At 43.6% G+C, this 23049-nt stretch carries 19 protein-coding genes; 18 read left to right on the top strand and 1 reads right to left on the bottom strand.

The features are described 5' to 3' along the window. The first annotated feature begins 74 nt into the window (after positions 1–74). From BLS49_RS10595 to BLS49_RS10570, 6 genes are all read left to right on the top strand, one after another. A complete protein-coding gene (locus BLS49_RS10595) occupies positions 75–2804 on the top strand; it encodes an S-layer homology domain-containing protein (protein WP_091229525.1) in 2730 nt (909 codons plus the stop codon). A 194-nt stretch (positions 2805–2998) separates the two neighbouring features. Next, positions 2999–3664, top strand: a complete 666-nt coding sequence (gene nth / locus BLS49_RS10590; RefSeq protein ID WP_091229521.1) for an endonuclease III — start codon at positions 2999–3001, stop codon at positions 3662–3664. A 47-nt stretch (positions 3665–3711) separates the two neighbouring features. Then, entirely contained in the window at positions 3712–4008 is a 297-nt protein-coding gene (locus BLS49_RS10585) for an NAD/NADP transhydrogenase alpha subunit (RefSeq protein ID WP_091229517.1), read from the top strand. Between the two features lie 339 nt (positions 4009–4347). Continuing rightward, positions 4348–8034, top strand: a complete 3687-nt coding sequence (locus tag BLS49_RS10580; protein ID WP_175471375.1) for a dynamin family protein — start codon at positions 4348–4350, stop codon at positions 8032–8034. 504 nt (positions 8035–8538) lie between these two features. Then, the gene (gene purT, locus BLS49_RS10575) at positions 8539–9720 is read left to right on the top strand and encodes a formate-dependent phosphoribosylglycinamide formyltransferase (protein WP_091229508.1); all 1182 of its coding nucleotides are present in this window, start codon (positions 8539–8541) and stop codon (positions 9718–9720) included. After that, a complete protein-coding gene (locus BLS49_RS10570; protein ID WP_091229505.1) occupies positions 9717–10175 on the top strand; it encodes a GNAT family N-acetyltransferase in 459 nt (152 codons plus the stop codon). The genes purT and BLS49_RS10570 overlap by 4 nt, the downstream gene beginning before the upstream one ends. A 161-nt stretch (positions 10176–10336) precedes the next feature. Here BLS49_RS10570 and BLS49_RS10565 read toward each other — a convergent pair whose 3' ends face one another. Then, positions 10337–10927, bottom strand: coding sequence for a C40 family peptidase (locus tag BLS49_RS10565; protein ID WP_091229503.1), 591 nt, complete (start codon positions 10925–10927; stop codon positions 10337–10339). 245 nt (positions 10928–11172) lie between these two features. Here BLS49_RS10565 and BLS49_RS10560 point away from each other — a divergent pair, with 245 nt between their 5' ends. The 12 genes from BLS49_RS10560 to BLS49_RS10505 all read left to right on the top strand — a co-directional run bounded on the left by BLS49_RS10560 (position 11173) and on the right by BLS49_RS10505 (position 23000). Further along, positions 11173–12840 (top strand): response regulator, encoded by a 1668-nt coding sequence (locus BLS49_RS10560; protein ID WP_091229501.1) that lies wholly within the window; start codon positions 11173–11175, stop codon positions 12838–12840. After that, complete coding sequence (locus tag BLS49_RS10555; protein WP_091229499.1) at positions 12837–14618, top strand: sensor histidine kinase; 1782 nt, start codon at positions 12837–12839, stop codon at positions 14616–14618. Before BLS49_RS10560 ends, BLS49_RS10555 begins: the two co-directional genes overlap by 4 nt. A 3-nt stretch (positions 14619–14621) precedes the next feature. Further along, entirely contained in the window at positions 14622–15608 is a 987-nt protein-coding gene (locus tag BLS49_RS10550; protein ID WP_091229497.1) for a substrate-binding domain-containing protein, read from the top strand. A 136-nt stretch (positions 15609–15744) separates the two neighbouring features. Further along, positions 15745–16779, top strand: coding sequence for a galactose ABC transporter substrate-binding protein (locus tag BLS49_RS10545; protein WP_091229495.1), 1035 nt, complete (start codon positions 15745–15747; stop codon positions 16777–16779). A 116-nt stretch (positions 16780–16895) separates the two neighbouring features. Then, positions 16896–17408, top strand: coding sequence for a CAP domain-containing protein (locus BLS49_RS10540; protein WP_091229494.1), 513 nt, complete (start codon positions 16896–16898; stop codon positions 17406–17408). Between the two features lie 161 nt (positions 17409–17569). Continuing rightward, positions 17570–18241 carry a PspA/IM30 family protein gene (locus BLS49_RS10535; RefSeq protein ID WP_091229492.1) on the top strand — a complete coding sequence of 224 codons (672 nt, stop codon included), beginning with the start codon at positions 17570–17572 and terminating at the stop codon, positions 18239–18241. A 98-nt stretch (positions 18242–18339) separates the two neighbouring features. After that, complete coding sequence (locus BLS49_RS10530; RefSeq protein ID WP_091229491.1) at positions 18340–18744, top strand: DUF350 domain-containing protein; 405 nt, start codon at positions 18340–18342, stop codon at positions 18742–18744. A gap of 49 nt (positions 18745–18793) precedes the next feature. Then, positions 18794–19303: a DUF4178 domain-containing protein gene (locus BLS49_RS10525; RefSeq protein WP_091229489.1), complete on the top strand. Its 510-nt coding sequence runs from the start codon at positions 18794–18796 to the stop codon at positions 19301–19303. A gap of 11 nt (positions 19304–19314) precedes the next feature. Further along, the gene (locus BLS49_RS10520; protein ID WP_091229487.1) at positions 19315–20076 is read left to right on the top strand and encodes a DUF4247 domain-containing protein; all 762 of its coding nucleotides are present in this window, start codon (positions 19315–19317) and stop codon (positions 20074–20076) included. Between the two features lie 123 nt (positions 20077–20199). Then, the gene (locus BLS49_RS10515) at positions 20200–21012 is read left to right on the top strand and encodes a GDSL-type esterase/lipase family protein (protein ID WP_091229485.1); all 813 of its coding nucleotides are present in this window, start codon (positions 20200–20202) and stop codon (positions 21010–21012) included. Between the two features lie 22 nt (positions 21013–21034). Then, positions 21035–22018, top strand: a complete 984-nt coding sequence (locus tag BLS49_RS10510) for an ABC transporter ATP-binding protein (protein WP_091229483.1) — start codon at positions 21035–21037, stop codon at positions 22016–22018. Between the two features lies 1 nt (position 22019). Then, positions 22020–23000 carry an ABC transporter permease gene (locus BLS49_RS10505; protein ID WP_425432141.1) on the top strand — a complete coding sequence of 327 codons (981 nt, stop codon included), beginning with the start codon at positions 22020–22022 and terminating at the stop codon, positions 22998–23000. The last annotated feature ends 49 nt before the right edge of the window (positions 23001–23049 follow it).

Here is a 23049-nt window from a genome sequence, read left to right as displayed (position 1 = left end):
TCTGAAATGGAGGAACTATCATACTGTCTGTCGAACATAGGTAGGAGATCTTTTTTCAGAAAGGGAGAATTATAATGTCATCTTATAAACGTAGTTATAGACGCAGCGCAAAAAAGGCAGTCTCTACCATGTTAGTGACGGCGATGTGTATGAGTGGTGGAGCAGCGGTTTTTGCTGATCAGAGCCAACCGGCAGTTACTGCTAATCAAACAGGATCTACGGCGTTAATTTTTAGTGATGTTAAGGATGGTTTTTGGGCTGAAAAGCATATATACAAGCTTGCAGCCGAAGGTATTTTACTCGGTGATGCCGGGAAATTCCGTCCTGGAGATAGTGTTACTCAGCAGGAAGCCATCACTATGGCCATTCGGTTCATGAATCTGAATTCGGAGCTAGGCAGTGGCACAGATACTCCAACAGAGCTTAAAGTGGGCAATTACTTTAAACCTTATTTGGAGCTTGCTGTCAAGAAAAATTTGATAAACAAAACTGAGGAAATTGCAGCAACTGGCGCTAAAGAGTCATGGGGTGAGAAGAAAGCTAGCCGTGAATGGATTGCTAAACTGTTGGTTCGCTCGCTAGGCAAGGAGACTGAAGCTAAGGCTGCCGCTGGAGCTTCTACAGGCTTCTCCGATCAAAACACAATTACCGCATCTGCTCGCGGTTATGTAAACGTAGCAGTACAACTGGAATTAACAAAAGGTATTGAAGGAAATCGCTTTGATCCTCTTGGCAAAGTAACGCGCGCTCAACTTGCTACATTTTTTAGCCGTGGTGGTGAATATGTTACTCCGGGTTATAACAATGTAGTTGAAGGTATCGTTACAGAATTGACCGATAACAAAATAACCTTGTTTGCTGATGGCACGACGAAGAGCTACAACCTGGACTCTCGTTCGGTGTACTTTACCAAAGACTCCGAGGCCAAGATTTCGAAGAGCGCATTGCAATTGTATACTAAAGCTCTGGTTGTAGATAAGGTAGGTGCTGCAGCCTATGTAGAGATAAGAGATGCGAAACCACAGCTTGAAAGTACTGAGGGAACACTTCTTACTAAATTAACTGGCAACCGATTGCTGCTACTGGTCAATAATGATTCAGTGACATACACCTATGATGCGAACACAAGCTTCATTGATCAGAACGGTAATCCTATCAGCGTTGATAGTTTGACTAAGGACAGTACACTGATTGTTAAGCGGGAGACCTATACTGCTGAGAAGAAGCCGATCATTATTCAAGTTAAATCAGCGATTGTGAACAAATCAGGTAATGGTACTGTTGACTCTATTAACTTGAGTACAAAAAATATTAGTATTAAGGATGCTTCAGGTAATGTAGAGTCATTCAAATATGACGATGCTTCAATTCTTCTCTACCAGAACCAATTGCTCGATAATGCCGGGGAAATTCAGAGTGGTTCAACGGTAAAATACTCGGTTGAGAATAATGTCATTACTAGACTCGAAATCACGCAAGCCATGGAGCGTACTGTAACAGGTACTTTACTTAGTGTTGAAGGCAGCAAGCTGCTCAGTTATGTTAATTCATCCGGGAAAGCAGAAATTAAGGAGCTGGCTGATAAGCCAAGTATCGTAATTAGCGGTATTGCTGAGCCAAAGCTGGAGGATTTGATCGCTGATGTTAAGGGCGGCGACAAAGTTGAGCTTACTATTAACACAAGTGATCAAATTACAAAAATTGTTGTAACCGGACGGCAATCCGAGCAATCATCCGACTTGACGGTTGTAAAATATGAGCCCAAATACAAGGCTTTAATTGTTGTGGATTCATCCAAAAAGGTTCAAACCTTTACGGTGGATGAAAAAACCAAAGTTGAATATAACTCGGCAACCCCAACTCTATCTGGTGCAGAATCTTTGCTGACAGAGGGAAGACGTATTAGTATGACGCATATCGGCGAACGAGTTTTGTCGCTGCAAGTTATTTATAAGTATGAGGGAACTTATGTATCAACGGATACGAACAACAAAAAAATGGTTATCAAGCTTAGTAACGGTGAAAATGTAACCCTGCCATATCAGGGGAATACGCCACCTATTGAATTGTATGGTAAAGGCACAGCAACTATTGCAGATCTGAAAGTCGGAGATCCTGTCACTGCAATACTTAGCACTAATCAGGATGCAATTCTGACACTAGCTGTTAAATCCGCTATTCAATTTGAAGTAGTATCTGTTGATACCTCAAAGAGCCGTATTAGAGCAGTGTCTGAAGGAATCACCCGTGATTTTTATGTAGATAAAGCTGCTTTACTATCTGAAAATGGCAATGCAATTAAAGTGTCTGATATTCAGACAGGACAAACTATCAATGTAGCTTTTTACGGTAACACTGCTGCTTCTGTACAAGTGGTGAAGCTCACAGTGGGTAAGGTAACAAATGTGGACGGTTCAACAGTAACAGTGAAACCATTTACTGGCTCGCAGGAATCCTTTTCGCTGGCTAATGGGGTCAAAGTAGTACGCGGCAGCTCTGTCAGCACAGGTGTAACCAACCTGACTACTTCAGATCATGTTGAGATTCGTAAAGGTACAGATGGTACTTTAATCATTAAAGTTCTTGCACCTTTGGAACGGAAATTTTCTCGTTATGATGGTACTACGAAAGAAATTATAGTGCTTCGTTCCGACCTGACAGACAGCAATTACAGATTTGTTGTGACACCAGAAACATATATTCACCAAGGTGACACTACATTATCCGTGCAATCACTCAAAGAAAATGATAAAATTGTTCTGTATTTCATTGGCGACAAGCTAGTTGAGGTAGAGAAGCAATAATCGTTTTCGTGCGAATAACCGTCTTGATACGGGATCATTCCCGGTCGAGACGGTTTTTTTGAAGAGGATACAGAATCAGGGTTCAAGGAAACGCGCGTGCTCTGTTTTGAGCGATGATGTATTGCTGAATAAGCCTGCTGTTGAGACGATCTTAATGGTGAAGCAGTGCTTCAAAGAAAGTGGGGTATAGGAGTATGAATGCAGCTGCGGTTCGTCATATTCTGGATACGATTGCTGCAATGTTCCCTGATGCTCATTGCGAGTTGAACCATAGCAATGCTTTCGAGCTTACAATTGCGGTCTTGCTATCTGCGCAATGCACGGACGCTACGGTGAACAAGGTGACGGTCGATTTATTCAAGAAATATAAAACTCCTGAAGACTATATCTCCGTCCCTTTGGAAGAGCTGGAGCAGGACATTCGCAGGATAGGACTGTTCCGAAGTAAGGCCAAGCATATCCACAACCTGTGTCAAATTTTGATACATCAGTATGACGGTGAAGTGCCAAATGAGCATAGTGAGCTCGTCAAGCTTCCAGGGGTAGGGAGAAAAACCGCAAATGTTGTCGTATCAAATGCTTTTGGTGTGCCTGCCATTGCTGTAGATACGCACGTGGAGCGTGTCAGCAAGCGGCTCGGTCTGGCTGGCTGGATTGATTCCGTTCTGGAGGTCGAGAAGAAATTGATGAAGCGTATCCCACAAGAAGAGTGGACACAAACGCATCATCGATTGATCTTTTTCGGCAGATATCACTGCAAGGCCCAGAACCCGAATTGTGAGGTATGCCCGCTTCTTGATGTTTGCCGTGAAGGCAAGAAACGTATGAAAAGGTCACAAGTCAGTAAAGATAGAAGTTAGTGACACAAAAAGAAAAAGAAACCGATAGTAGAGGATGAGAAGACTTCATGAAATGTATTTCTGTGTATACGGACAATTTTGAAATGTTTTCAGATGTATTTGAAAAGGTGATGGAAATTGATTTGAAGGAAAATGATGAGCAAGAGCTGGAAGGTATTCTGGTTAGTGACTCTGGTGAGGTCCCTGCTCATTATTTGGAACGTATGTCTGTTAAACCAGAGGTTGTTGTAATGAAGGACCGTGATAAAGGCGTTATGATTTTGCAGCACGGTAAAGTATTTGAAATTTTGATTCCTTCAGAGGGTGACCTTGACTTTTCCGAAGCAGCTCCTGCTTCATTGTAATATGTAAGTACTAGAATCGGCTATTGGATGTAGTGATCATCCAATAGCCGATTTTTTTTATTAAGCTAATTTAGATGAGAACCGATCAGGTTACATAAGACCTCCTATGTCCGAAAAACTCTATATTATGACCTTGCTTTATAGTCAATAAGGTATGCACAACTTAAAGGAATTGCAGATGACTACTTTCAAGTCAGTATCAGGTAGGGTAAAATGGATATATTTCATAGGGAAAAGTCAAAATTTTAAATAATTTATCGAAATTAATTTAATTCAAGATAGGGCTTTCCGGGTTGTTAGCAAACGTCGATGAAGTTCGGAGAGAAGGAGTGTAACAGAATGAACAGGGTGTCTACAAGTGGTCGAAGTCATTTGCAAGAGCAGCTTGCAGAGATGGGGCGTTGGTATGCTTCTTATGATGATGACATTGCCAGTCTGGAAATTCATGATTTGTTGGATAAGCTGTCTAAAGATGAATTGACACTCTCATTCTGCGGTCATTTTTCCGCGGGGAAATCAAGTCTAATTAATAATTTGTGTGGAAGGGGCGTCCTCCTTTCTGGACCAATGCCTACGACAGCCAATGTAGCAGCGTTGCGCAACGGAAAGCGTCAAGTGCTGTTAACCCCAGGCAATATGCATGAGGCATCAGAGGATGGTGGATTGATTTCCAACGATGGGAAAATCGCTGTCTCAAGCGAGCAAATGGACCAATACTGTCGAGATGGAACGATGTATTCGATGATTGAAATATGGGATGACATTCCGTTATTAGAGAAAAACGGAGTGCTACTGGATACGCCGGGAGTAGATTCCGGAGATGCTGCACATGCCCTGGCTACAAATTCAGCATTACATTTGGCTGATGTAGTGTTTTATGTAATGGATTATAATCATGTCCTGTCAGAGAGCAATCTTACGTTTGCTAAAGTGCTGGCTGATTGGGGCAAGCCTTTATATTTGGTTGTTAATCAAATCGATAAGCATAGGGAAGAGGAGTTATCCTTCGATACTTATCGGAGCTCGGTAGAGTCGGCGTTTGAGCTATGGGGTATAGGTTCGGCCGGGATTTTTTATATTTCTCTAAAAGAGTCAGAGCATCCTTTGAATATGTTGGACAGCTTGAGGGATACCGTAACTTTTCTTTTGAAGCAACAAAGGGGTTTGTTAGAGTATAGTATCGCCCGTTCTCTTCAGCATGGGGTTGAGCAATTTTTAGAGAGAATACAGGCTGATGAGACGATGGAATATGAAAACTGTATGCAAAATGCTGGAGGAGAGGACAATCTAGAATCTATACATAAAGAGCTAAGAGAACTGCAGCTTCAATTAGGTGAGAACGGGAGTCAACGAGACTTTTTGCGCAAGAAATTGGCAGATGATTTGGATTCGCTACTTGGTAGTGTGCAGTTGATGACTCCTGGACTGCGTGAAGCGGCCCAACTTTTTCTAGAGAGCAGACAGCCGGGGTTTAAGACAGGTTTGTTGTTTCAAAAAGGGAAAACTGGGCGCGAACAAGACAAACGTAAGGTCGAATTTCTTGAAAGGCTTAAGGAACAGACATCGGCTCAATTAGATTGGCATGTCAGGGATTTACTACGTAAATTCGGCAAAACACATGGAGTCTGGGGCCCGGATTGGGAGCACCGGATGGATGCGGAGCTTCCGCGGTGCGAAGAGTCGTGGATTACCGGCCCGGCGCGGGCAGGGGCGGTTGTGTCCGGCGAGTATACGCTCCGCTACTCCGCCGATGTTGCGGCCGAAATATCCGGCCGCTATCGCCGCGCAGCCCTGTCGCTAGCCGACGGGCTGCTGGAGGTGCTTGCGCCTCGCCTTGCTGAGGCGCAGGGAGCCCTCGCCATGCAGCAGCAAGAGCTGCTGGCGAGGGCCGCGGCAGCGGAGCGCGCGCATGCGCTCCGCACCGCAGCCCGCGAGCGCGCGGCGCAGCTGCACGCGCTGCTCGGCGCGCCGCCGTCCCTCCCTCCCGGCATATTGCCGGAGGTGAGGGACGTGCCGGCACTGCCGCCGCGGCCCCAGCCGGGCCCGGCGGCAGCGGCGCCGCAGGCGCCTGCCCCAGCCGAAGGCTTGGGCAGCGCGCAGCGGCGCGGCGAAGCCGCCCCGGCTCCTGGCCGGGGGCGGCTAAAGGCTGCGGCCGCTGTGCTGGAAGCCGCAGCCGCAGAGCTGGCTCCGTACCCGTCCTTGGGGTCGGGTGTACGTGAGCTTACCGACCGCGCGACTCGTCTGCGCGCCGGTCGATTCACTATTGCGCTGTTCGGTGCGTTCAGCGCAGGCAAATCCTCCTTCGCCAACGCCCTGCTTGGGGCTCAGGTATTGCCTGTATCGCCGCATCCAACGACTGCGGCGATCAATCGCATCCTTGCCCCTGTGGATGGCATCCCGCATGGTCATGCTGTGATTACGTTCAAATCACAGGATGCGCTGGAGAATGATCTTGCGTATTCTTTTGACTCGCTTCAGCTTGGGGCTTGGAATTCCCGAAGCTGGCAGAAGGATGTAGGCAGGCTAAAAGCGAGCGATATCCCATCAGCGGGCAGGGCGCATTACAGCTTCCTGAAGGCTGCGGCTGCGGGTTGGGAAATGAATGCTGCTCGTTTAGGCGAGAAGGAGACAGTCAAGCTGGAGCATTTTGCACCATACGTAGCAGAAGAGAGTATGGCCTGTTTTGTGGATAGCGTGGATTTGTATTATTCCTGTCCGTTAACCGAACAAGGGATCGTCATCGTGGATACACCCGGAGCGGATTCCATTCATGCCCGCCATACTGGAGTTACGTTCCAATATATGAAAAACTGTGATGCTTTGCTGTACGTAACATATTACAATCATGCCTTCTCTAGAGCAGACCGGCAGTTTCTCGCTCATCTCGGTCGTGTTAAGGGAAGCTTTGCACTTGATAAGATGTTTTTTATCGTTAACGCGTCTGATCTTGCCTCTACACCTCAGGAATTGGAGTCAGTCATAAATCACGTCGAGGATGGTTTGCGAGGAGCAGGTATTGAATCGCCACAAATATACGGGGTTTCCAGCCATACCGCGCTTGAGGCTAAAAGGAGCAATGATTCAGAACGTCTTGAAGATTCCGGTTTTACCAGATTTGAAGACAGCTTCTTGAATTTTATCGATAAGGAATTAGCTGGACTCACCATTAAGTCTGCCGCAAACGATCTGAGGAAATGGATAGACCGTGCTGAGCAGCGGCGCTCTCTGCTGGCACAAGGTCAAGAAGATACGATACGTCAGCGTCAAACCCTTTACGATAATCGACAGAAATATGGCGAAAAGCTGGTCTTATTATCACAGTGTAACAAAACTCCTGAGATTGATCAGGAAATCGACGAGCTATTATTTCATGTTCGTCAACGCCTGCTGTATCTGGCTAATGACCGGTACCATGAATATTTCCATCCTTCCTTGCTGCAGGAAACCGGCGGTGATATGAAACGGAAATTTGCAGCAACGTTCCATGGCTACTTAGCTCAGCTGTCCATTGAGCTATCCCGTGAAATTCAGGCTACATCGCTGAGAATGGAGACGAAATGTCAGAGTATGCTCAGTGATGAAACCAAGGAATGGATCGTCAGCTTAAGCAAAGAGCTCAGCCTGTACCCGCCGCTATCTATTGAATTATCTGAGGCGTGGGCTACTCCAGAAATAGCGGAAGGGATGCTAGACCATAGCTTAATAAGCAGCGATTATGTCACATACTTCAAAAATCCTAAAGCCTTCTTCGAAGGTGGAGGAAAACAACGTCTTCGAGATGTATTAGGCAATCATCTTGAAGCTGAGGTCAAACAGGCGGTAGAGCAATCTGGAGCCAAGCTCTATAGTTACTATCGTATGGAGATGGCTCGCAGATTTGCTAGCATAGCATCTCTTTTTGAAGCAGAGTGGGATGAATGGGAAGCAGGGATGTCAGCCCTTACGGATAATAATGAGGACGAAGAAATGTGGAGCAGTATTACTGATCGATTGATGGAATTGTACAAAGGGCTGTTGGAACAGTAACGCTAGGATTAAGGGATAATACTTCCTTTATTGCCTTATATATAATCCATTCTCATAAAGTAAGGGAAGTTATTTCCGCTATTTTGTTGCTAATCTACTGTTTTTCTGCATTTTGGAGCAGTTACGGTAGGAATAAGGGAAAGTACTTCCTTTATTTTCCTATAAATATTACATTTTCAACAAACAAGGGAAGTTTTTTCCGCTACTCTGTACTAACAGCTGCCGTCTGACCTTTTGACACAGCGTCATTAAATATTGCTCTTACCTTTTGTGATGTATAAGAAATTATTGTTTTAGAGCACGGAGCAATTAATAAGATTGGATCGTTTGAACAATAGATGCAATATAAGGAAGACTACCAGGGTACTATAACCGCACAGTTTCGTTTTTTTGTAACTTTTTCTGCAATTTTAGATAAATTCGTCGACAGGTACTTGCTTTATTCGTCATAAAACCTGAAAATAGAAAAAGATCAACTCAATAACAAGGGGGATTTCAATACTCATGTGGGGTGCTCCTGTATCGAAATACGCCAAGAGCATTATGCTGCTTGGCGGCGGAGAACTTGGTAAAGAGGTGGTCATCGAGGCACAGCGTTTAGGTGTGCGGACAATTGTCGTTGATCGCTATGAGAATGCGCCTGCAATGGGTGTTGCGCATGAATCATTTATGCTTGATATGTTAGATGGTGAGGCACTGAAATCACTCATCCTACAAATTTCACCGGACCTGATCGTCCCTGAAATTGAAGCCATAGCAACTTCAGTTCTAGTCGAGTTGGAGAAGGATGGTTTTAAAGTCATTCCTACGGCAACGGCAGCATTGCTGACGATGGACCGTGAAGGCATTCGTAGGCTCGCAAGCGAAGAACTTGGATTACCAACCGCCAAGTATCTTTTTGCGAATAGTTTAGAGGAGCTTGAGGCCGCTGTAGCGGAAATTGGAGTTCCCTGTGTAATTAAACCGTTGATGAGTTCGTCTGGCAAAGGTCAAAGTGTATGTAGAAGGCAGGAGGATGTTGCTTCTTGCTGGAATACTGCTCTGGAAGGGGCAAGAGCGAAGAAGATGCGAGTAATCGTAGAATCTTTTGTGCCGTTTGTCAGTGAGATTACATTGTTAACGGTTCGTTCTGCGTCCGGAACTATTTTCTGCCCACCGATTGGTCATATTCAGAAGGATGGTGACTATGTAGAATCATGGCAGCCTCATTTTCTGAGTCCAGAGCAATTGAGCGAGGCAGAATCTATCGCGAAGAAAATTACCGATGCACTGGGAGGGTATGGGCTGTTTGGGGTGGAGTTGTTTGTGACCACAGGCGGTATCGTTTTTAGCGAAGTATCCCCTAGACCGCATGACACAGGTATGGTCACGATGGTGACGCAGGATATGTCGGAATTTGCACTTCATGTTCGTGCTATTTTAGGTTTTCCAATTCCGTCTGTGCAGTTGTTGACTCCCGGTGCATCAGCTACTCTAAAAGCTGATCGTGAAGGAGAGGATTTTCAAATTTCCGGTATGAACGAGGCACTAAGCCTGCCAAGAACACAAATCCGGGTATTTGGCAAACCGCTCAGTAAACCGGGTCGACGGATGGCCGTTGCACTTAGTGCAGCCGATGATGTTGAAACAGCCCGCAGCCGCGCGAAGCAAGCGGCAAATCTATTAAAGGTGGATTGGTCTAATTGAGTAGTCAGGTGTGTGCCCCAGCGTTAGTAATCCGTAAAAGTTGCAGTGAAGATGTGCTTTCTATGCTATCTCTGATGAGACAGCTTCGCTACCCAACTACACAGAGTGTGCTTAAAGAGCGCCTCACGATGCTGGAGAGTCATCCAACACAGTGCAGCTTGGTTGCTGAACTGGATGGGGTCGTTGTCGGTACAATCTTCCTTGGAATGCATCAGACACATGATATGACAGATCCTGTAGCGCGCATTACCGCGCTAATAGTAGACGAAAACCATCGCAGATCCGGTATTGGTGAACGTTTAATTGATAAGGCGGAAGCTTGGGGTAAAGAGAGAGGAAGCTCTGAGCTCTTTGTTTCTATTGCTAAAGAAGAAGGTAGAAAGTACGCCAAATCATTTTACGAGAATCATGGCTTTACATGTTTTGGTTATCGATTGAGCAAAGCTCTTTTGTAGAATTTGTTTGAATTATATTAATAGGGGCAGTCCTGACGTATACGAACTACCGTCAAGACTGCCCCTCTTTGCTGTTCCGTAGCTACTCGTCTTATAATCTCCGGTTCGGATGTATGTAAGGGTGTGTGCTGATCCCTAAAAATCCCTGAACGAATAAACAACTAATTTGCAATGTATAACGAATGATTGTCAATTGGGCTAGCCACATTAGTGCGATAACAATAAATTCTTCGGTACGTTTCCATATTGCCGCGAAAATCCAGTTTTAAATAGGAACTGTTTGACAAATCCTCTGGAGTAGTCAGACCTGCGGATTTGTCTAGCAGCTGAACACCAGCCGTTTGAAATACGCTGCATACGAACTGGGAGCAGAAAAACGATCTTTCTCCACCAAGCTCTAAATTTAGCACAATTCCTAAAATGCCAAGGAAATTGTAACCGTACATATCGTTATTCTCTTCAACCTGCTTGACGTAGGACCTCATTTTATCATAAGTGTCTTTGCTGACTGAACAGCTATATACAGCACAAGTTGCCCTCTCAAAAAAACCGGAATGAATATCTTCCTTAATAAATCCGCCAATTACGGGAATTATAGGATGCTTTCTGCCAAAGCTATATAACTCCCGAAGTTCAGGATCAAATGCGATGGAAGCGTGGTTGTACGGGGCTTTTGTATATAGGCCAATCATCTTTGCAATAATCGTTGTAGGGTTACTTAGTAATATAAAGATTTGATGGTCTTTTTTCATCTTTTCAACCCGCCATTTACTTTTTTCGTTATAATTTCCATTAGATAATACTATGGTAACGCTTTTAGTGAAATATTGGAATAGTCTCAAGACGGAAATTCAACTGGACTTAGGTCGAGGTAAGGTAGTGAAAAAGAATACTAGTAATTTACTTTTGACAGTCTATAGGATAAAATCGGGGTGAAATTGCGGTGAATAGTCATTCCGACTTGCGAACTAGCCCGATGAAAAGGATGGTAGTCTCCATGTATAAGTTAATTCTGGTAGATGATGAGCAGGATGTTAGAGAAGGATTACTTGATCTCATTGATTGGAAGAGTCTCGGATATCAGATTATGGATACAGCTGAAAATGGAAGAGAAGCCCTTGAATTAGTGGAGAAGCACATTCCGGATGTTGTTGTGACAGACATTCAAATGCCGTTTATGAATGGTCTGGAATTGTCGGAATGGATCAGGGAACATAATCCTGCTACGAAAATCATTATTCTTACCGGCTATGAAGAATTCGAATACGCCCAAAAGGCCATTCGTTTAGGTATAGATGAATACGTATTGAAGCCATTTTCAGCACGTGAACTAGCGAGCATTCTGGATAAAGTCAAAAAACAGCTGGATGAGGAAATGTCTGCAAAAGAAAATGTGCAGCTTCTGACGGAGCATTATCGTAAAAATCTACCTATACTTCAAAGCTTGTTCCTCTCATCACTCGTCACGAGAAAATTGCCGCAGCAAGAAATACGGGAGAAGTGCCAGCATTATGATCTGGATCTGCATGGCGGGGCTTATGTGGTTTCGGTAATTCGAATCGATTCGTACGGAAGTGCTGGCCATATTTATTCAGGATCAGAAACTAAAGTGGCGACTATTTCACTGCGAGATACGAAGGATATACAGCTGAAGCTGTTTGCGATACTGAATATTGTTGACGAAATTATGCATCGCAACCCAAAAGACAAAGTTTTTATTCACCATGATGAAGTGGTGCTTTTGAGCGTTTATGGGAACGTTACCAGTGATGAAATGGGTAATGCTTTAACACCTACATTGAATCTTCTGGAAGAGATCAGATACAGTATAGAACGTTATTTGAAGCTTACGGTAACGATTGGAGTCGGTTCTACCATATCTGATATAGCGGGTGTGTATAATTCTTTTCAAGAGGCCGAGCGAGCACTCGATTATCGAATGATTCTGGGCAGCAATAAAGTGATTTGGATAGGTGACGTAGAATCTCAACCTTTTCCTGCGATAACTTTTGATGAGACCAGGGAAAAAGAACTCATCCGTTGCCTGAAGGTTGGGAGCGATAGAGAGCTTACAGATCTGATCGAAGAGTTGTTCGCAGGCTTGATAGATAGTGGGATAAGCTATCAGGATTTTCATGTATACTTACTGATGATGCTAACCGCGGTTATAAAGGCTGCTCAGGACGTGCACGTGGATTTGGATCAGCTGTTCGATGGTGGTGTTGTCTTCCTTTCTCAGCTATCGAAATTTACTAACGCTGAAGAGGCGAAAGCATGGTTCATTAACATGTCAATGAAGCTGAAGAATTCCATAGCTTATCATCGGCAGAGCAGCTATAACCTATTGGTAGAGGAAGCAAAGGCATATATTAATAAACATTATGGAGAACAGGATCTCTCGATTACAAAAGTATGTAAGCACCTGCACATAAGTACGGGATATTTCAGCAGCATTTTTAAGAAAGAGACGAAGATGACCTTTGTCAATTATTTGATGAACGTTCGGATGGAAGCGGCGCAAAATATGCTGCGCTTGAGTGATCTTAAAGCTTTTGAGATCGCTGATCAAGTAGGTTTTGCAGACCCGAATTACTTCAGCTTCTGCTTTCGCAAAAAGTTTGGTATATCTCCGAAAGAGTATAGAGGCGGAGCGAAAACGATATGAAATGGTGGAGAGCAATTTCAGGATTTATCAAAAGGTTTCATGTTCGTAAAATTCAGGTATTGATCTCCGTTTCCTCTATTACGATTACTCTGTTGGTCGTTATTTTGGTAAGCGCTTTACTGTTTGATCGATTCTCGAAAGCGGCTGAGGAGAACACTTATTTGACAATCAGCCAGATTATTCAGCAGGTAACCTCCAACCTCGAATTGTACGTAACGGGCATGGAGGATATTTTTGAAGTAGTTGAGGCTAAGGTAAGTCAGGTATCTGATATTCGAAATGATCAGGAGCTTGGGGATCAACTGGAGACGATTTTAAATACGAGGGCTGATCTCGTATCTATCGCCCTTTTTACTAAGGATGGCAAGCTCGTGAATAATACGCCTTCTCTGCCTATGCGAAAAAACACAAAATTAACAGAGCAGGTCTGGTTCGAATCGGCGGAGCAGAACCCTGGAGCCTTACAATTTACGCCTCCACACATTCAAAACTTGTTTAAATCGGATTATCGCTGGGTCGTATCCATGAGCAAGACGATAACTTATCGTGATAATTCATTAATTAAGCAAGGCGTTCTTGTTATAGATATCAATTTCCGGACGATTGATGAGTTTAGCCAAAGAGTCAGTCTAGGGAAAAAGGGATATGTATATATCATCGATGCAGTAGGAAATATAGTCTATCATCCGCAGCAGCAGTTAATCTATGCAGGCTTAAAATACGAAAATTTGGAGCCTGTTCTTAATTATACTTATGGCAGTTATCAGGATGATATGGATGGTGAGCAACGAATCATTACGATTCAGCAGGTGAAGCCGGCCGGGTGGAAAATTGTCGGTGTCGCTTATGCAGATGAATTTTTGACAACAAAACAAGAGCTTGGAGATTTTCTGTATAGGTTTCTTTTAGTCGCATTAGCTATAATTTTAATTATCAATCTGTATATTTCCGCGAAAATATCGCAGCCGATCGCAAGACTGGAGAAATCTGTGAAAATGGTGGAGAAGGGCGATTTTGGAACGAATGTCTATGTTAAGGGAGCTTATGAGGTCGAGCAATTATCCAAACGTTTTAATTTGATGCTTCGGCGTATTCGTGAGCTGATGGATCAGATTATTCAAGAGCAGGAGGCCAAGCGCAAGAGCGAGCTGAATGTGCTGCAATCACAAATCAATCCTCATTTTCTGTACAACACGCTTAATTCGGTTACTCGTATGGCAGAAATGGGCCGAAATGAAGAGGTTGTGACGACGATAACATCGCTTTCCCGATTTTTCCGAATTAGTCTTAGTAAAGGTAACAATATTATTTCGATAGGTGACGAGCTAGAGCATATCCGGCATTATTTGATTATACAGACGATTCGATTTAAAAATAAATTCCGTTACGAGATAAAGGCGGATGAAGAAGTGCTGCAACATCTAACTTTGAAGCTGATCCTTCAGCCGTTAGTTGAAAATGCGATCCATCATGGTATTGAGAAATCGGCAGAACCTGGATACATTGAGATTTCGGCATCTATTGTTGACGATCATGTGGAGTTCCAAATTAGTGATAACGGGATTGGTATGAATGAAAAGACATTAAAAGGGCTACTGTCAGGTGATACCCGAAGTGAGAGAGGATCTGGTGTTGGTATAAGTAACGTACAGGAGCGGATATCCCTTTATTATGGACCGTCTTATGGACTGCATTATGAGAGTGAGCCTGAAGAGGGTACGATTGTAACAATTGTAATCCCCATCGAAAGAGCTGAGCAATCAGGGGAGGCAGAGTAATCAATGAGAAGAAAAAATGAAAATTGTCGTATTTTCACCTTGATGCTGCTTCTGTTGTCCATATTTGTGCTGGCATCCTGCTCATCTGGCTCTAATCTGCAGGGTGAGGGCAAGGTGTTGGTGGTTGATATGATTGTTAAACGTGACTGGGGAGATTATTGGAATACGATCAAAATGGGTGCCGAGGTGGCGGCTAAGGAATACAACGTAAAACTGAATTTTATCGCTCCTGAGAATGAAATGGATTTTAAGGGTCAGATAGCACTGATGGAGCAATCAATAGAGAGACGACCGGATGTGATCATTTTGTCGGCCTCAAATTATGAAGCATTAGGACAAGTAACAGACAGAACCTCGTATTATAATATTCCGGTTATTTCTATGGATTCTGAAGTAGCTTCTGCCAAAGTGAAGACGTATGTCGGGACGAACAATTATGAAGCAGGACAGAAGGCAGCTGAAAGGCTAGTGCAGCTTACTAATGAACAAGGGGACATCGGGATTATTAATTATGTACTGGGTGCTCGGAATGCTGATCAGAGGGAGGAAGGTTTTCTTGACTATATTGCCAGATTCCCGGAAATAAAAGTGGTCGATATCAAATACTGTGGTTCAGATGAATGGGTTGCGTATACCCAAACAAAAGAAATGTTGAGCAATTATCCACGACTTGATGGTATCGTGGCGTTAAATGCCGAGTCATCGATCGGAGCGGGAAGAGCTGTCAAGGAAATGGGCTTCGGTGGCAAAATAAAAATGATCACCTTCGATAACCCGCCCGAGATGCTGGAGCTATTACAGGAGCAGACCGTTCAGGCAATGGTTGTGCAGAATCCTTTTAACAATGGATATTTGGCTGTTCGGGCTGCTGTAGAGGCCGCAAATGGAGAAAAGCTGGAGGATAAAATTCCAACAGATACAAAGCTGATCGATCTTGACAACATGCTGTGGCCGGAAAATCAGAAATTGCTTTTTCCTTTTGTAAAATAGGTCGGATTTCAGTAAGTTAGAATTTTAATAGAACATCTCAGAATTTTGGATTTGCAGAATTATAAAATGTAGACATAATGAAACGTATCCTTAGAGAAAATTTAGAAACCGAGAATTACTCCAGGAGGTCAAACATATGAAAAAAATTGCTTCTGTTATGTTGGCTACCGCAGCGCTTGCTTTTGTTCTGGGAGGGTGCTCAAATGAAGGTAATGATGAAGGACTCGGTGGGGGATCAACAAATAAAATCGGCGTAGCAATTTACAAATTTGAGGATACTTTTATGATTGCTGTCCGTAAATCGATTGAAAAGAATGCAAGTGGGATTGCAAAGCTGGATATCACAGACAGCCAAAATTCACAGCCAACACAGAATAGTAAAATCGATGCGTTTTTATCGAAGAAGATGAATGCACTGATCGTTAATCCGGTTGACCGCACGGCAGCAGGAGTCATTATCGACAAGGCGAAGGCAAAGGATACCCCGGTCGTATTTTTGAATCGGGAGCCGCTGCCTGAAGATATGAAGAAATGGGATAAGGTATACTACGTCGGTGCGAAGGCAGAAGAGTCCGGTACGATGTCCGGCCAGATTATTGTGGACTATTGGAATCGTCATCCAGAGGCAGATAAGAACGGAGATAATGTGCTCCAGTATGTCATGTTAAAAGGTGAGCCTGGCCATCAGGACGCGGAGCTTCGTACGCAATATTCGATTCAGGCAGTAGAAGATGCGGGTATTAGAGTAGAGAAATTGGAAGAGGATACAGCGATGTGGGTCCGTGAAAAAGCAAAGGAAAAAATGGCTTCATTCCTGGAAGATAAAGGAGACAAGATTGAAGCAGTTTTTGCGAACAATGATGACATGGCGCTTGGAGCAATTGATGCTTTGAAGGAAGCTGGATATTTTACAGGTGACAAGTATATGCCTGTTGTAGGTGTAGATGCTACAGCGCCTGCTCTGCAAGCCCTTAAGCAAGGAACTATGCTGGGTACAGTTTTGAATGATTCTGACAATCAAGGAAAAGCTGCTGTATTGCTTGCTTCTTTATTAGCAAAAGGAAGTGAAATTACAAAAGAAAGTTTAGGTTTCGAAATTACAGACAGTCAATATATTTGGATACCTTATCAAAAACTGACAAAGGAAAATGCGACTAGCTACAAGAAATAATGAAGCAAAAAAAATTAAATTTCCACAAATTTCTTATGCAGGGTGACATGCACTCATGTTATGATGTGACAAGGCCTTCTCATATGAGCTAAACAAGCATAAGGAGGAGAAGTAACATGAAGAAGAGAACCATGAGATGGGCTTCAGCAGGCTTGGTACTCTCTCTCTTTTCGGCGTCACTGAGTTTTGTACCATCCGGGAGTGGAAATGCAAGCGCAGCAACTTCAAAATCTATGGCAGCTGTCTATGCCCAAATTCAGAACGAACGCGCGGCAAAAGTAGTTGCACTGGTGAACAAGGAACGAGCTGCGGTGGGACTTAAAGCGCTAACCGTTCATACCAATTTATCGAAAATGGCTAAGGATAAAGCAATTGACATGTTCAAAAACAAGTATTTTAGCCACACATCTCCCTTGTATGGTTCCCCGTTTGATATGATGGACGCTTATAACATTACTTACCGTTATGCTGGTGAGAACATCGCCAAGGGGCAGAAAAGTGCTGAAGAAGTTGTTGAGGATTGGATGAACAGCCCGGGTCACAAAGCTAATATTATGAATGCCAATTATAATTTGATAGGCGTTGGCTATTATAATGGATATTGGGTTCAGGAGTTTATCGGAAAATAAAAACTAAATAATGACAAGATAACCGCTTTTAGCTATAAGCTTGGGCGGTTTTAAATTTATTCAGCAGTTTTTTTACGAGGAATGAAACCTTGCTAAAGCTGTTACGTAAACATTAATCATAAAACAATTCATAATCTGACTTTTTTAGGAGGAACGGTTACATGTCCATATTTAAAAGATTGCGTGATTTAACGATGTCAAACATTAATGCTCTCATTGATAAAGCGGAAGATCCAATCAAATTGACAGATCAGTACATCCGCGATATGCAGGAAGATCTGGAGGATGCAGAGAAAGCGGTAGCGGCTCAAATTGCGATTGAGAAAAAGTTCAAACTGTTGTACGAAGAGCAAGAAGCTCTCGTAAAAAAACGTACAGAACAAGCTCATACAGCTGCACAAGCTCAGAACGTTGACTTAGCTCGCCGTGCATTGGAAGAGAAGAAGGCTGCAGAGACGAAAATGAATGAATACAAAGTCAACTATGATTCCAACAAATCATCTGCAGATCAGCTTCGTGGCAAGCTCGAGGAAATGCGCAAGCAATTGACGGAAATGAAAAATAAACGTGAAACGCTCGTTGCCCGCTATAATGCAGCCAAGGCTCAAACTGAAATTAACAAAGCAATGACAGGCTTCAGTTCGGATTCCGCTGCCAGCGGCCTCAAAAGAATGGAAGATAAGATGCTGCAAATGGAAGCGCAGGCAGAAGCGAGCAATGAACTGAATGCAAATTCTGCTAGTCTGGACGACGAATTTGAGAAGCTTGGTAAAGATAAAGCAGTTGAAGATGAGCTCGCAGCACTGATGAAGCAATACGAAGATAACAAATAATCGAGCCTGCATGTGATTCATCCAGAAGCGAAGGGGAACTCGTACTAGTCTCCTTCGTTTTTGTTTGAATAATATACCGAGATCACGGAGGAGAAGATATGGATTTTAATATTTTGGTGGGTATAACGGTATGGACCTTGGTGGGGGCTGTGCTTCTTTTTGTACTAATGTTTGTTGACTCCTTATTTACTAAATATCGGGATTTTGAGGAAGTAAAAAACGGAAACATGGCAGTGACATCGAGAATGATCATGAAGCTGTTTGCGCAGGGGTATATATTGTCCTCCTCCATTTCGACTTCAAATGATCTGCTTGAAGCGATCGTCGTGTCCGTTGTGTCATTTATTATCTTGTTAGTGATTGAGCATCTCGTTCATTATCTACTCAGAATTGTAGCCAAGTTTGATCTTGAAGCTGGAACACAGCAGGGGAAATTGGGATATGGCCTATTCTCTGGAGCTTTACATATCGTTGGGGCACTGATTATTTCCTCTTGTCTGTAAGAAGATTGCTAGCCGATAGTCTACGTAAAATAGAAGAGGAGCTTTGTAAATGGGAAGCGTATGGAAAAGGGTTAAAAATATATTTGCGAAGCAGGAGCCGCCCAAGGCTGAGAAAAGCATGCTAGGCTTAACACCTGGAGATATATGCGAGGTTTCTCTCGTTACTTACGAGGTAGTTGGCAGAGTTCATAACCGCAGTCGCAATGCGGTGATGCTCACGTTGATGGACGGCAAGGATCTCAGTTATTTGCATATTGAGGAACGCGAAACGCTTCAATATCAACTCTATCATCCGATAGATGGGCGTCTGGATAATCCTGCTGAGGTTCCTACGGAACTGGAGCTTGATGATACTTTATATTTTATGGAAGAAGAGTTTATTGGTCATGTAGATGTCAGCGGCCGAACTCCTTTTATGCAAGGTGGAGAACAGCATGTCTGGCAGTATCAATCAGATCGCAATGCTCTATTAAGAATTGAATGGATGAATGGGAGATTTATGCTATATGATGGCGAAAAAATAATCTCTGCAGACGTAAAAGTGATTAGAGCGAACTAGGAGTGGTTCATATGAAAGCACGCTCGGCTTTGTCAATAAAGTGGTTACTCTCAATTAGTTTAATAATATCACTGCTTAGTGGCTGCGGGATGTCGTCAACAATAAGTGAATCATACCCGCTGGAGTCAGTGAACAAGGACGGCAACGCTACATCCTATGTGTATCGTGCTGCTGGTCAGACTGTGCCTGAGGTTGCCAAAGCGCTGGAAGATCAGCGATCACCGAAGCAAATTTCTGCGGAAGATCCGGAGCGGATGTTTCTCGTATACAGTAATGAATGGTACCATTTGCAGCGTGATCCGGATAAACCGGAGGATACGCTCATTGAGGTAGATTCCGAGGAATATGTGCGCAACAACTATGATAACAGCTTTTTGCAAGGATACATCACGGCGAGTATTATTGGAAGCTTGTTCGATTCACTTGACGGCGGGGGCAAATACCGCGGATATTCTAGTAAAGATGTCTATCAACCCAAGCAGGGAACATATAAACAGGCTACAGATGTAGATAAAAAAATTACAGCACCATTAACCGTGAATAAGAAAGGTAGCCTGATTAGAAGGGGAACAGACAGCTCGGATTCAGTAGGCTCTGGCGGTAGTATTTTCTCCAGACAATCTGGTGATAGTAGCAGTAAAGATAAATCCCGAGGTAGTATTTCAAAATCCAAAGACAGCAGCTCCAGCTGGTTTGATTCACCGAAAAAATCGATTACTACACCTAAAAAGAAATCTGGATTCGGAAAAATCAAAAGGCGGGGCCGACGATAAGGCATGTTATGAATTTATGAACCTGGCCCAAAAGGGCAGGTTCTTTTTAATTGAGGCAGGTCATTTGCATCTTGCTCGAAGAAGGATTATGTTATTGTCATATGCCAACAAAGGAGGAACACAATGAATACAACATCCCGAATTTGGCGGATTACCGGCCTGTTGTCGGCTGTATCTACTGTGATCCTGGTTCTGGGATTCCTATATGCTGTGAAGGATATTGTTCAGCCTGCACAAGGAGAGGAACAGGCCCATTTGTCTCAAGAATTCACTTCTAATTACCCACCGCAGGGTAACAATTATGATGTGGCAGCGATTGGTGATTCATTAGCTAAGGGGACTGGCGATGATACCGGTGCTGGTTTTGCAAAAAGGACAGTTGAGTTGATCAATAACAATAGTAACGAATCCAAATTGATAAATAATTTAGGAATTAATGGGCTGACCACAGCTAAACTCATTCCGCTCCTGGATGAAGAAGGCGTCCAATATTCTTTAAGACAAGCTGGGATCATTATATTGTCGATAGGCGGAAATGATCTTTTTGACGGGAATTCAGTGGTAAACGGAGGAGATCTTCCAACGGAACTGGATCTCGAAGCTGCTGTAAAGAAAGCAGGAGAAAATTTAAGTAAGGTTGTAGAGAAGCTGCATCAAATCAACCCGCATGCCAGACTCGTGTATGTCAGTCTGTATAATCCTTTTACTGAAATTGAAGGTATGAGGGATATTGGGAACAAGGCGGTAAGCTCCTGGAATTTGATAGCGATGGAGGTCATGGATCTATACGAAGGCTCTCTTATCGTTCCGACATACGATTTATATATGAACAACAGTGCTCGTTATTTGTCGAGCGATCATTTTCATCCTAATGGTGACAGCTATCAGTTGATTGCTGATCGAATCATACAAGGGTTGGCGATTCCTCATAAATGAATGTGCATAAGGAGTGAAGCTTATGTCTACTGATGATCAGGTAGTCGTAACTGAGCGAAAGAATGTGTTATCGGTACAATCCTTGAAGAAGAGGATCGGAAAGCGCTGGATAGTCAAAGACGTATCCTTTGATGTTAAGGAAGGCGAAGTATTTGGATTTTTAGGACCAAACGGTGCGGGCAAGACTACGACGATCCGAATGCTCGTCGATCTGATTACTCCTACAGAAGGACGAGTTACGATATGTGGTTATGAGGTACATAAAGAGCCGGAGCGTGCACTTGCATATGTTGGCTCGATTGTGGAAAATCCTGAAGTATATAGCTATTTGACTGGATGGGAGAACCTTGAGCAATTCGCCAGGATGATGCCGAATGTGGATGAATCACGTATTTCAGAAGTGACGAAGCTGGTGGACCTTGATGGGCGGATACATGATAAAGTCAAAACGTATTCACTTGGTATGCGCCAGCGTCTGGGTATAGCACTGGCATTGCTAGGCAGGCCCAAGCTGCTAATTCTCGATGAGCCCACAAATGGTCTTGATCCCAAAGGGATACATGAGCTTAGAGGTTTTATTCGTAAATTGGCTGATGAGGGGATGGCAGTATTTGTTTCAAGCCATTTACTCAGCGAAATTCAGCTCTTGTGTGATCGTGTGGCGATTATTAGTCACGGGAAGGTTCTTGCCGTTGGTACTGTAGAAGAACTGATTGAAGGCAGCTCAAGCTATGTTATTTGGGAGCTGGAGCCGCGTTCAGAAGGAGAAAAGCTGCTTCGTCAAGCCGGGGCATCTATCGTTGAGAACGCCGAGAGGGTACTCGACCATGCGACTATTGCAGCTATCAGCGGTAACGCAGTTGTTACCCAAATGTCTCCCGATGATGTCACGGATATCGTTCCACAGCTAGTAGGTCGTAATATTTCAGTCAAGGCTATACAGAAAATTTCTCCAACATTGGAGCAATTGTTCCTCGAAATGACGGATGGTGAGAGTATTGAGTAGTATGTTGCTCTTAATTAAAAATGAAACAATCAAAATGATTCGTAAAAAGCGCTTTTACGTCGTACTGCTTGTGCTGCTTGTGCTTGTACCGCTATTTGCCTATGCCCAACTAAGGGAGTCGGAGAGCAAACGGGAAAAGTTCGGTACAGACTGGAGAAGAGAGGTACAGCAGGCGATTACAGATAATCAGAACTCGCTTGGAAGCGACAGGGTTCCTGAGGAATGGAAAAAATACCGCAAAATATACATTCAACAGCTGAAATATTATTTAGAGCATGATGTCAATCCCGCGCAGCCGGGGGGAGTATCTTTTACAAGGGAATTTTTAAACAATGCAGCTTCGCTGTTTATTCCTCTACTGATCATGGGGATAGGCTCTGATATTGTGTCATCGGAGCGAACCATGGGAACGGTAAAAATGCTACTGACAAGGCCGATTCGAAGGTGGAAGGTGCTGCTTAGCAAATTAATAACACTGCTCATGTTCGTTTCGCTTACTGTTGTGTGTACCGTGATTATCTGCTATTTGATTTCCGGTTTGTTTTTCGGTTATGGCGGGTTCAATATGCCCGTGTTTACTGGATTTCAATTGAATGGCTCAGAAGTGGATATGTCAACTGTACATGGTGTACCGCAGTGGAAATATTTGTTGATGCAGACCGGCTTGATCTGGTTTGTTGGGATTGTTGTGGCGATACTTGCATTTATGGTGTCTGTTCTCGTAAGGAGTACAGCGGCAAGCATCGTTATTATGATGGCGGCATTGATAGCGGGCAGCATTTTGTCCAATATGGCTTCTGCATGGACCAGCGCTAAATATTTATTTATGGTTAATCTTGGATTGACGAATTATTTGGCTGGAACTCCGGCACCGATTGAAGGAATGACACTCGGTTTTTCCTTGGCAGTTCTTTCGATTTGGGGAGCTTGTTCTTTGGTTGTTTCATTCCTTGTCTTTACGAAACAGGATATATTGAATTAAAATGGACAAGTATAACAAAACATCTGTTTGCATTATGAGTGTAGGAAAC

The organism is Fontibacillus panacisegetis, assembly GCF_900102215.1.
In the GTDB taxonomy this organism is placed as follows: domain Bacteria; phylum Bacillota; class Bacilli; order Paenibacillales; family Paenibacillaceae; genus Fontibacillus; species Fontibacillus panacisegetis.
This window is presented reverse-complemented; position numbering and strand designations above follow the sequence as displayed.

What these genes read in the sequence shown, in the direction of transcription:
- purT (WP_091229508.1), top strand. Translation starts at nt 8,539, where the DNA reads ATGTGGGGTGCTCCTGTATCGAAATACGCCAAGAGCATTATGCTGCTT.
- BLS49_RS10540 (WP_091229494.1), top strand. Translation starts at nt 16,896, where the DNA reads ATGAAGAAGAGAACCATGAGATGGGCTTCAGCAGGCTTGGTACTCTCT.
- BLS49_RS10565 (WP_091229503.1), bottom strand. Translation starts at nt 10,927, where the DNA reads ATGAAAAAAGACCATCAAATCTTTATATTACTAAGTAACCCTACAACG.
- BLS49_RS10515 (WP_091229485.1), top strand. Translation starts at nt 20,200, where the DNA reads ATGAATACAACATCCCGAATTTGGCGGATTACCGGCCTGTTGTCGGCT.
- BLS49_RS10520 (WP_091229487.1), top strand. Translation starts at nt 19,315, where the DNA reads ATGAAAGCACGCTCGGCTTTGTCAATAAAGTGGTTACTCTCAATTAGT.
- BLS49_RS10530 (WP_091229491.1), top strand. Translation starts at nt 18,340, where the DNA reads ATGGATTTTAATATTTTGGTGGGTATAACGGTATGGACCTTGGTGGGG.
- BLS49_RS10535 (WP_091229492.1), top strand. Translation starts at nt 17,570, where the DNA reads ATGTCCATATTTAAAAGATTGCGTGATTTAACGATGTCAAACATTAAT.
- BLS49_RS10525 (WP_091229489.1), top strand. Translation starts at nt 18,794, where the DNA reads ATGGGAAGCGTATGGAAAAGGGTTAAAAATATATTTGCGAAGCAGGAG.
- BLS49_RS10505 (WP_425432141.1), top strand. Translation starts at nt 22,020, where the DNA reads ATGTTGCTCTTAATTAAAAATGAAACAATCAAAATGATTCGTAAAAAG.
- BLS49_RS10555 (WP_091229499.1), top strand. Translation starts at nt 12,837, where the DNA reads ATGAAATGGTGGAGAGCAATTTCAGGATTTATCAAAAGGTTTCATGTT.
- BLS49_RS10550 (WP_091229497.1), top strand. Translation starts at nt 14,622, where the DNA reads ATGAGAAGAAAAAATGAAAATTGTCGTATTTTCACCTTGATGCTGCTT.
- nth (WP_091229521.1), top strand. Translation starts at nt 2,999, where the DNA reads ATGAATGCAGCTGCGGTTCGTCATATTCTGGATACGATTGCTGCAATG.
- BLS49_RS10585 (WP_091229517.1), top strand. Translation starts at nt 3,712, where the DNA reads ATGAAATGTATTTCTGTGTATACGGACAATTTTGAAATGTTTTCAGAT.
- BLS49_RS10545 (WP_091229495.1), top strand. Translation starts at nt 15,745, where the DNA reads ATGAAAAAAATTGCTTCTGTTATGTTGGCTACCGCAGCGCTTGCTTTT.
- BLS49_RS10560 (WP_091229501.1), top strand. Translation starts at nt 11,173, where the DNA reads ATGTATAAGTTAATTCTGGTAGATGATGAGCAGGATGTTAGAGAAGGA.
- BLS49_RS10580 (WP_175471375.1), top strand. Translation starts at nt 4,348, where the DNA reads ATGAACAGGGTGTCTACAAGTGGTCGAAGTCATTTGCAAGAGCAGCTT.
- BLS49_RS10510 (WP_091229483.1), top strand. Translation starts at nt 21,035, where the DNA reads ATGTCTACTGATGATCAGGTAGTCGTAACTGAGCGAAAGAATGTGTTA.
- BLS49_RS10595 (WP_091229525.1), top strand. Translation starts at nt 75, where the DNA reads ATGTCATCTTATAAACGTAGTTATAGACGCAGCGCAAAAAAGGCAGTC.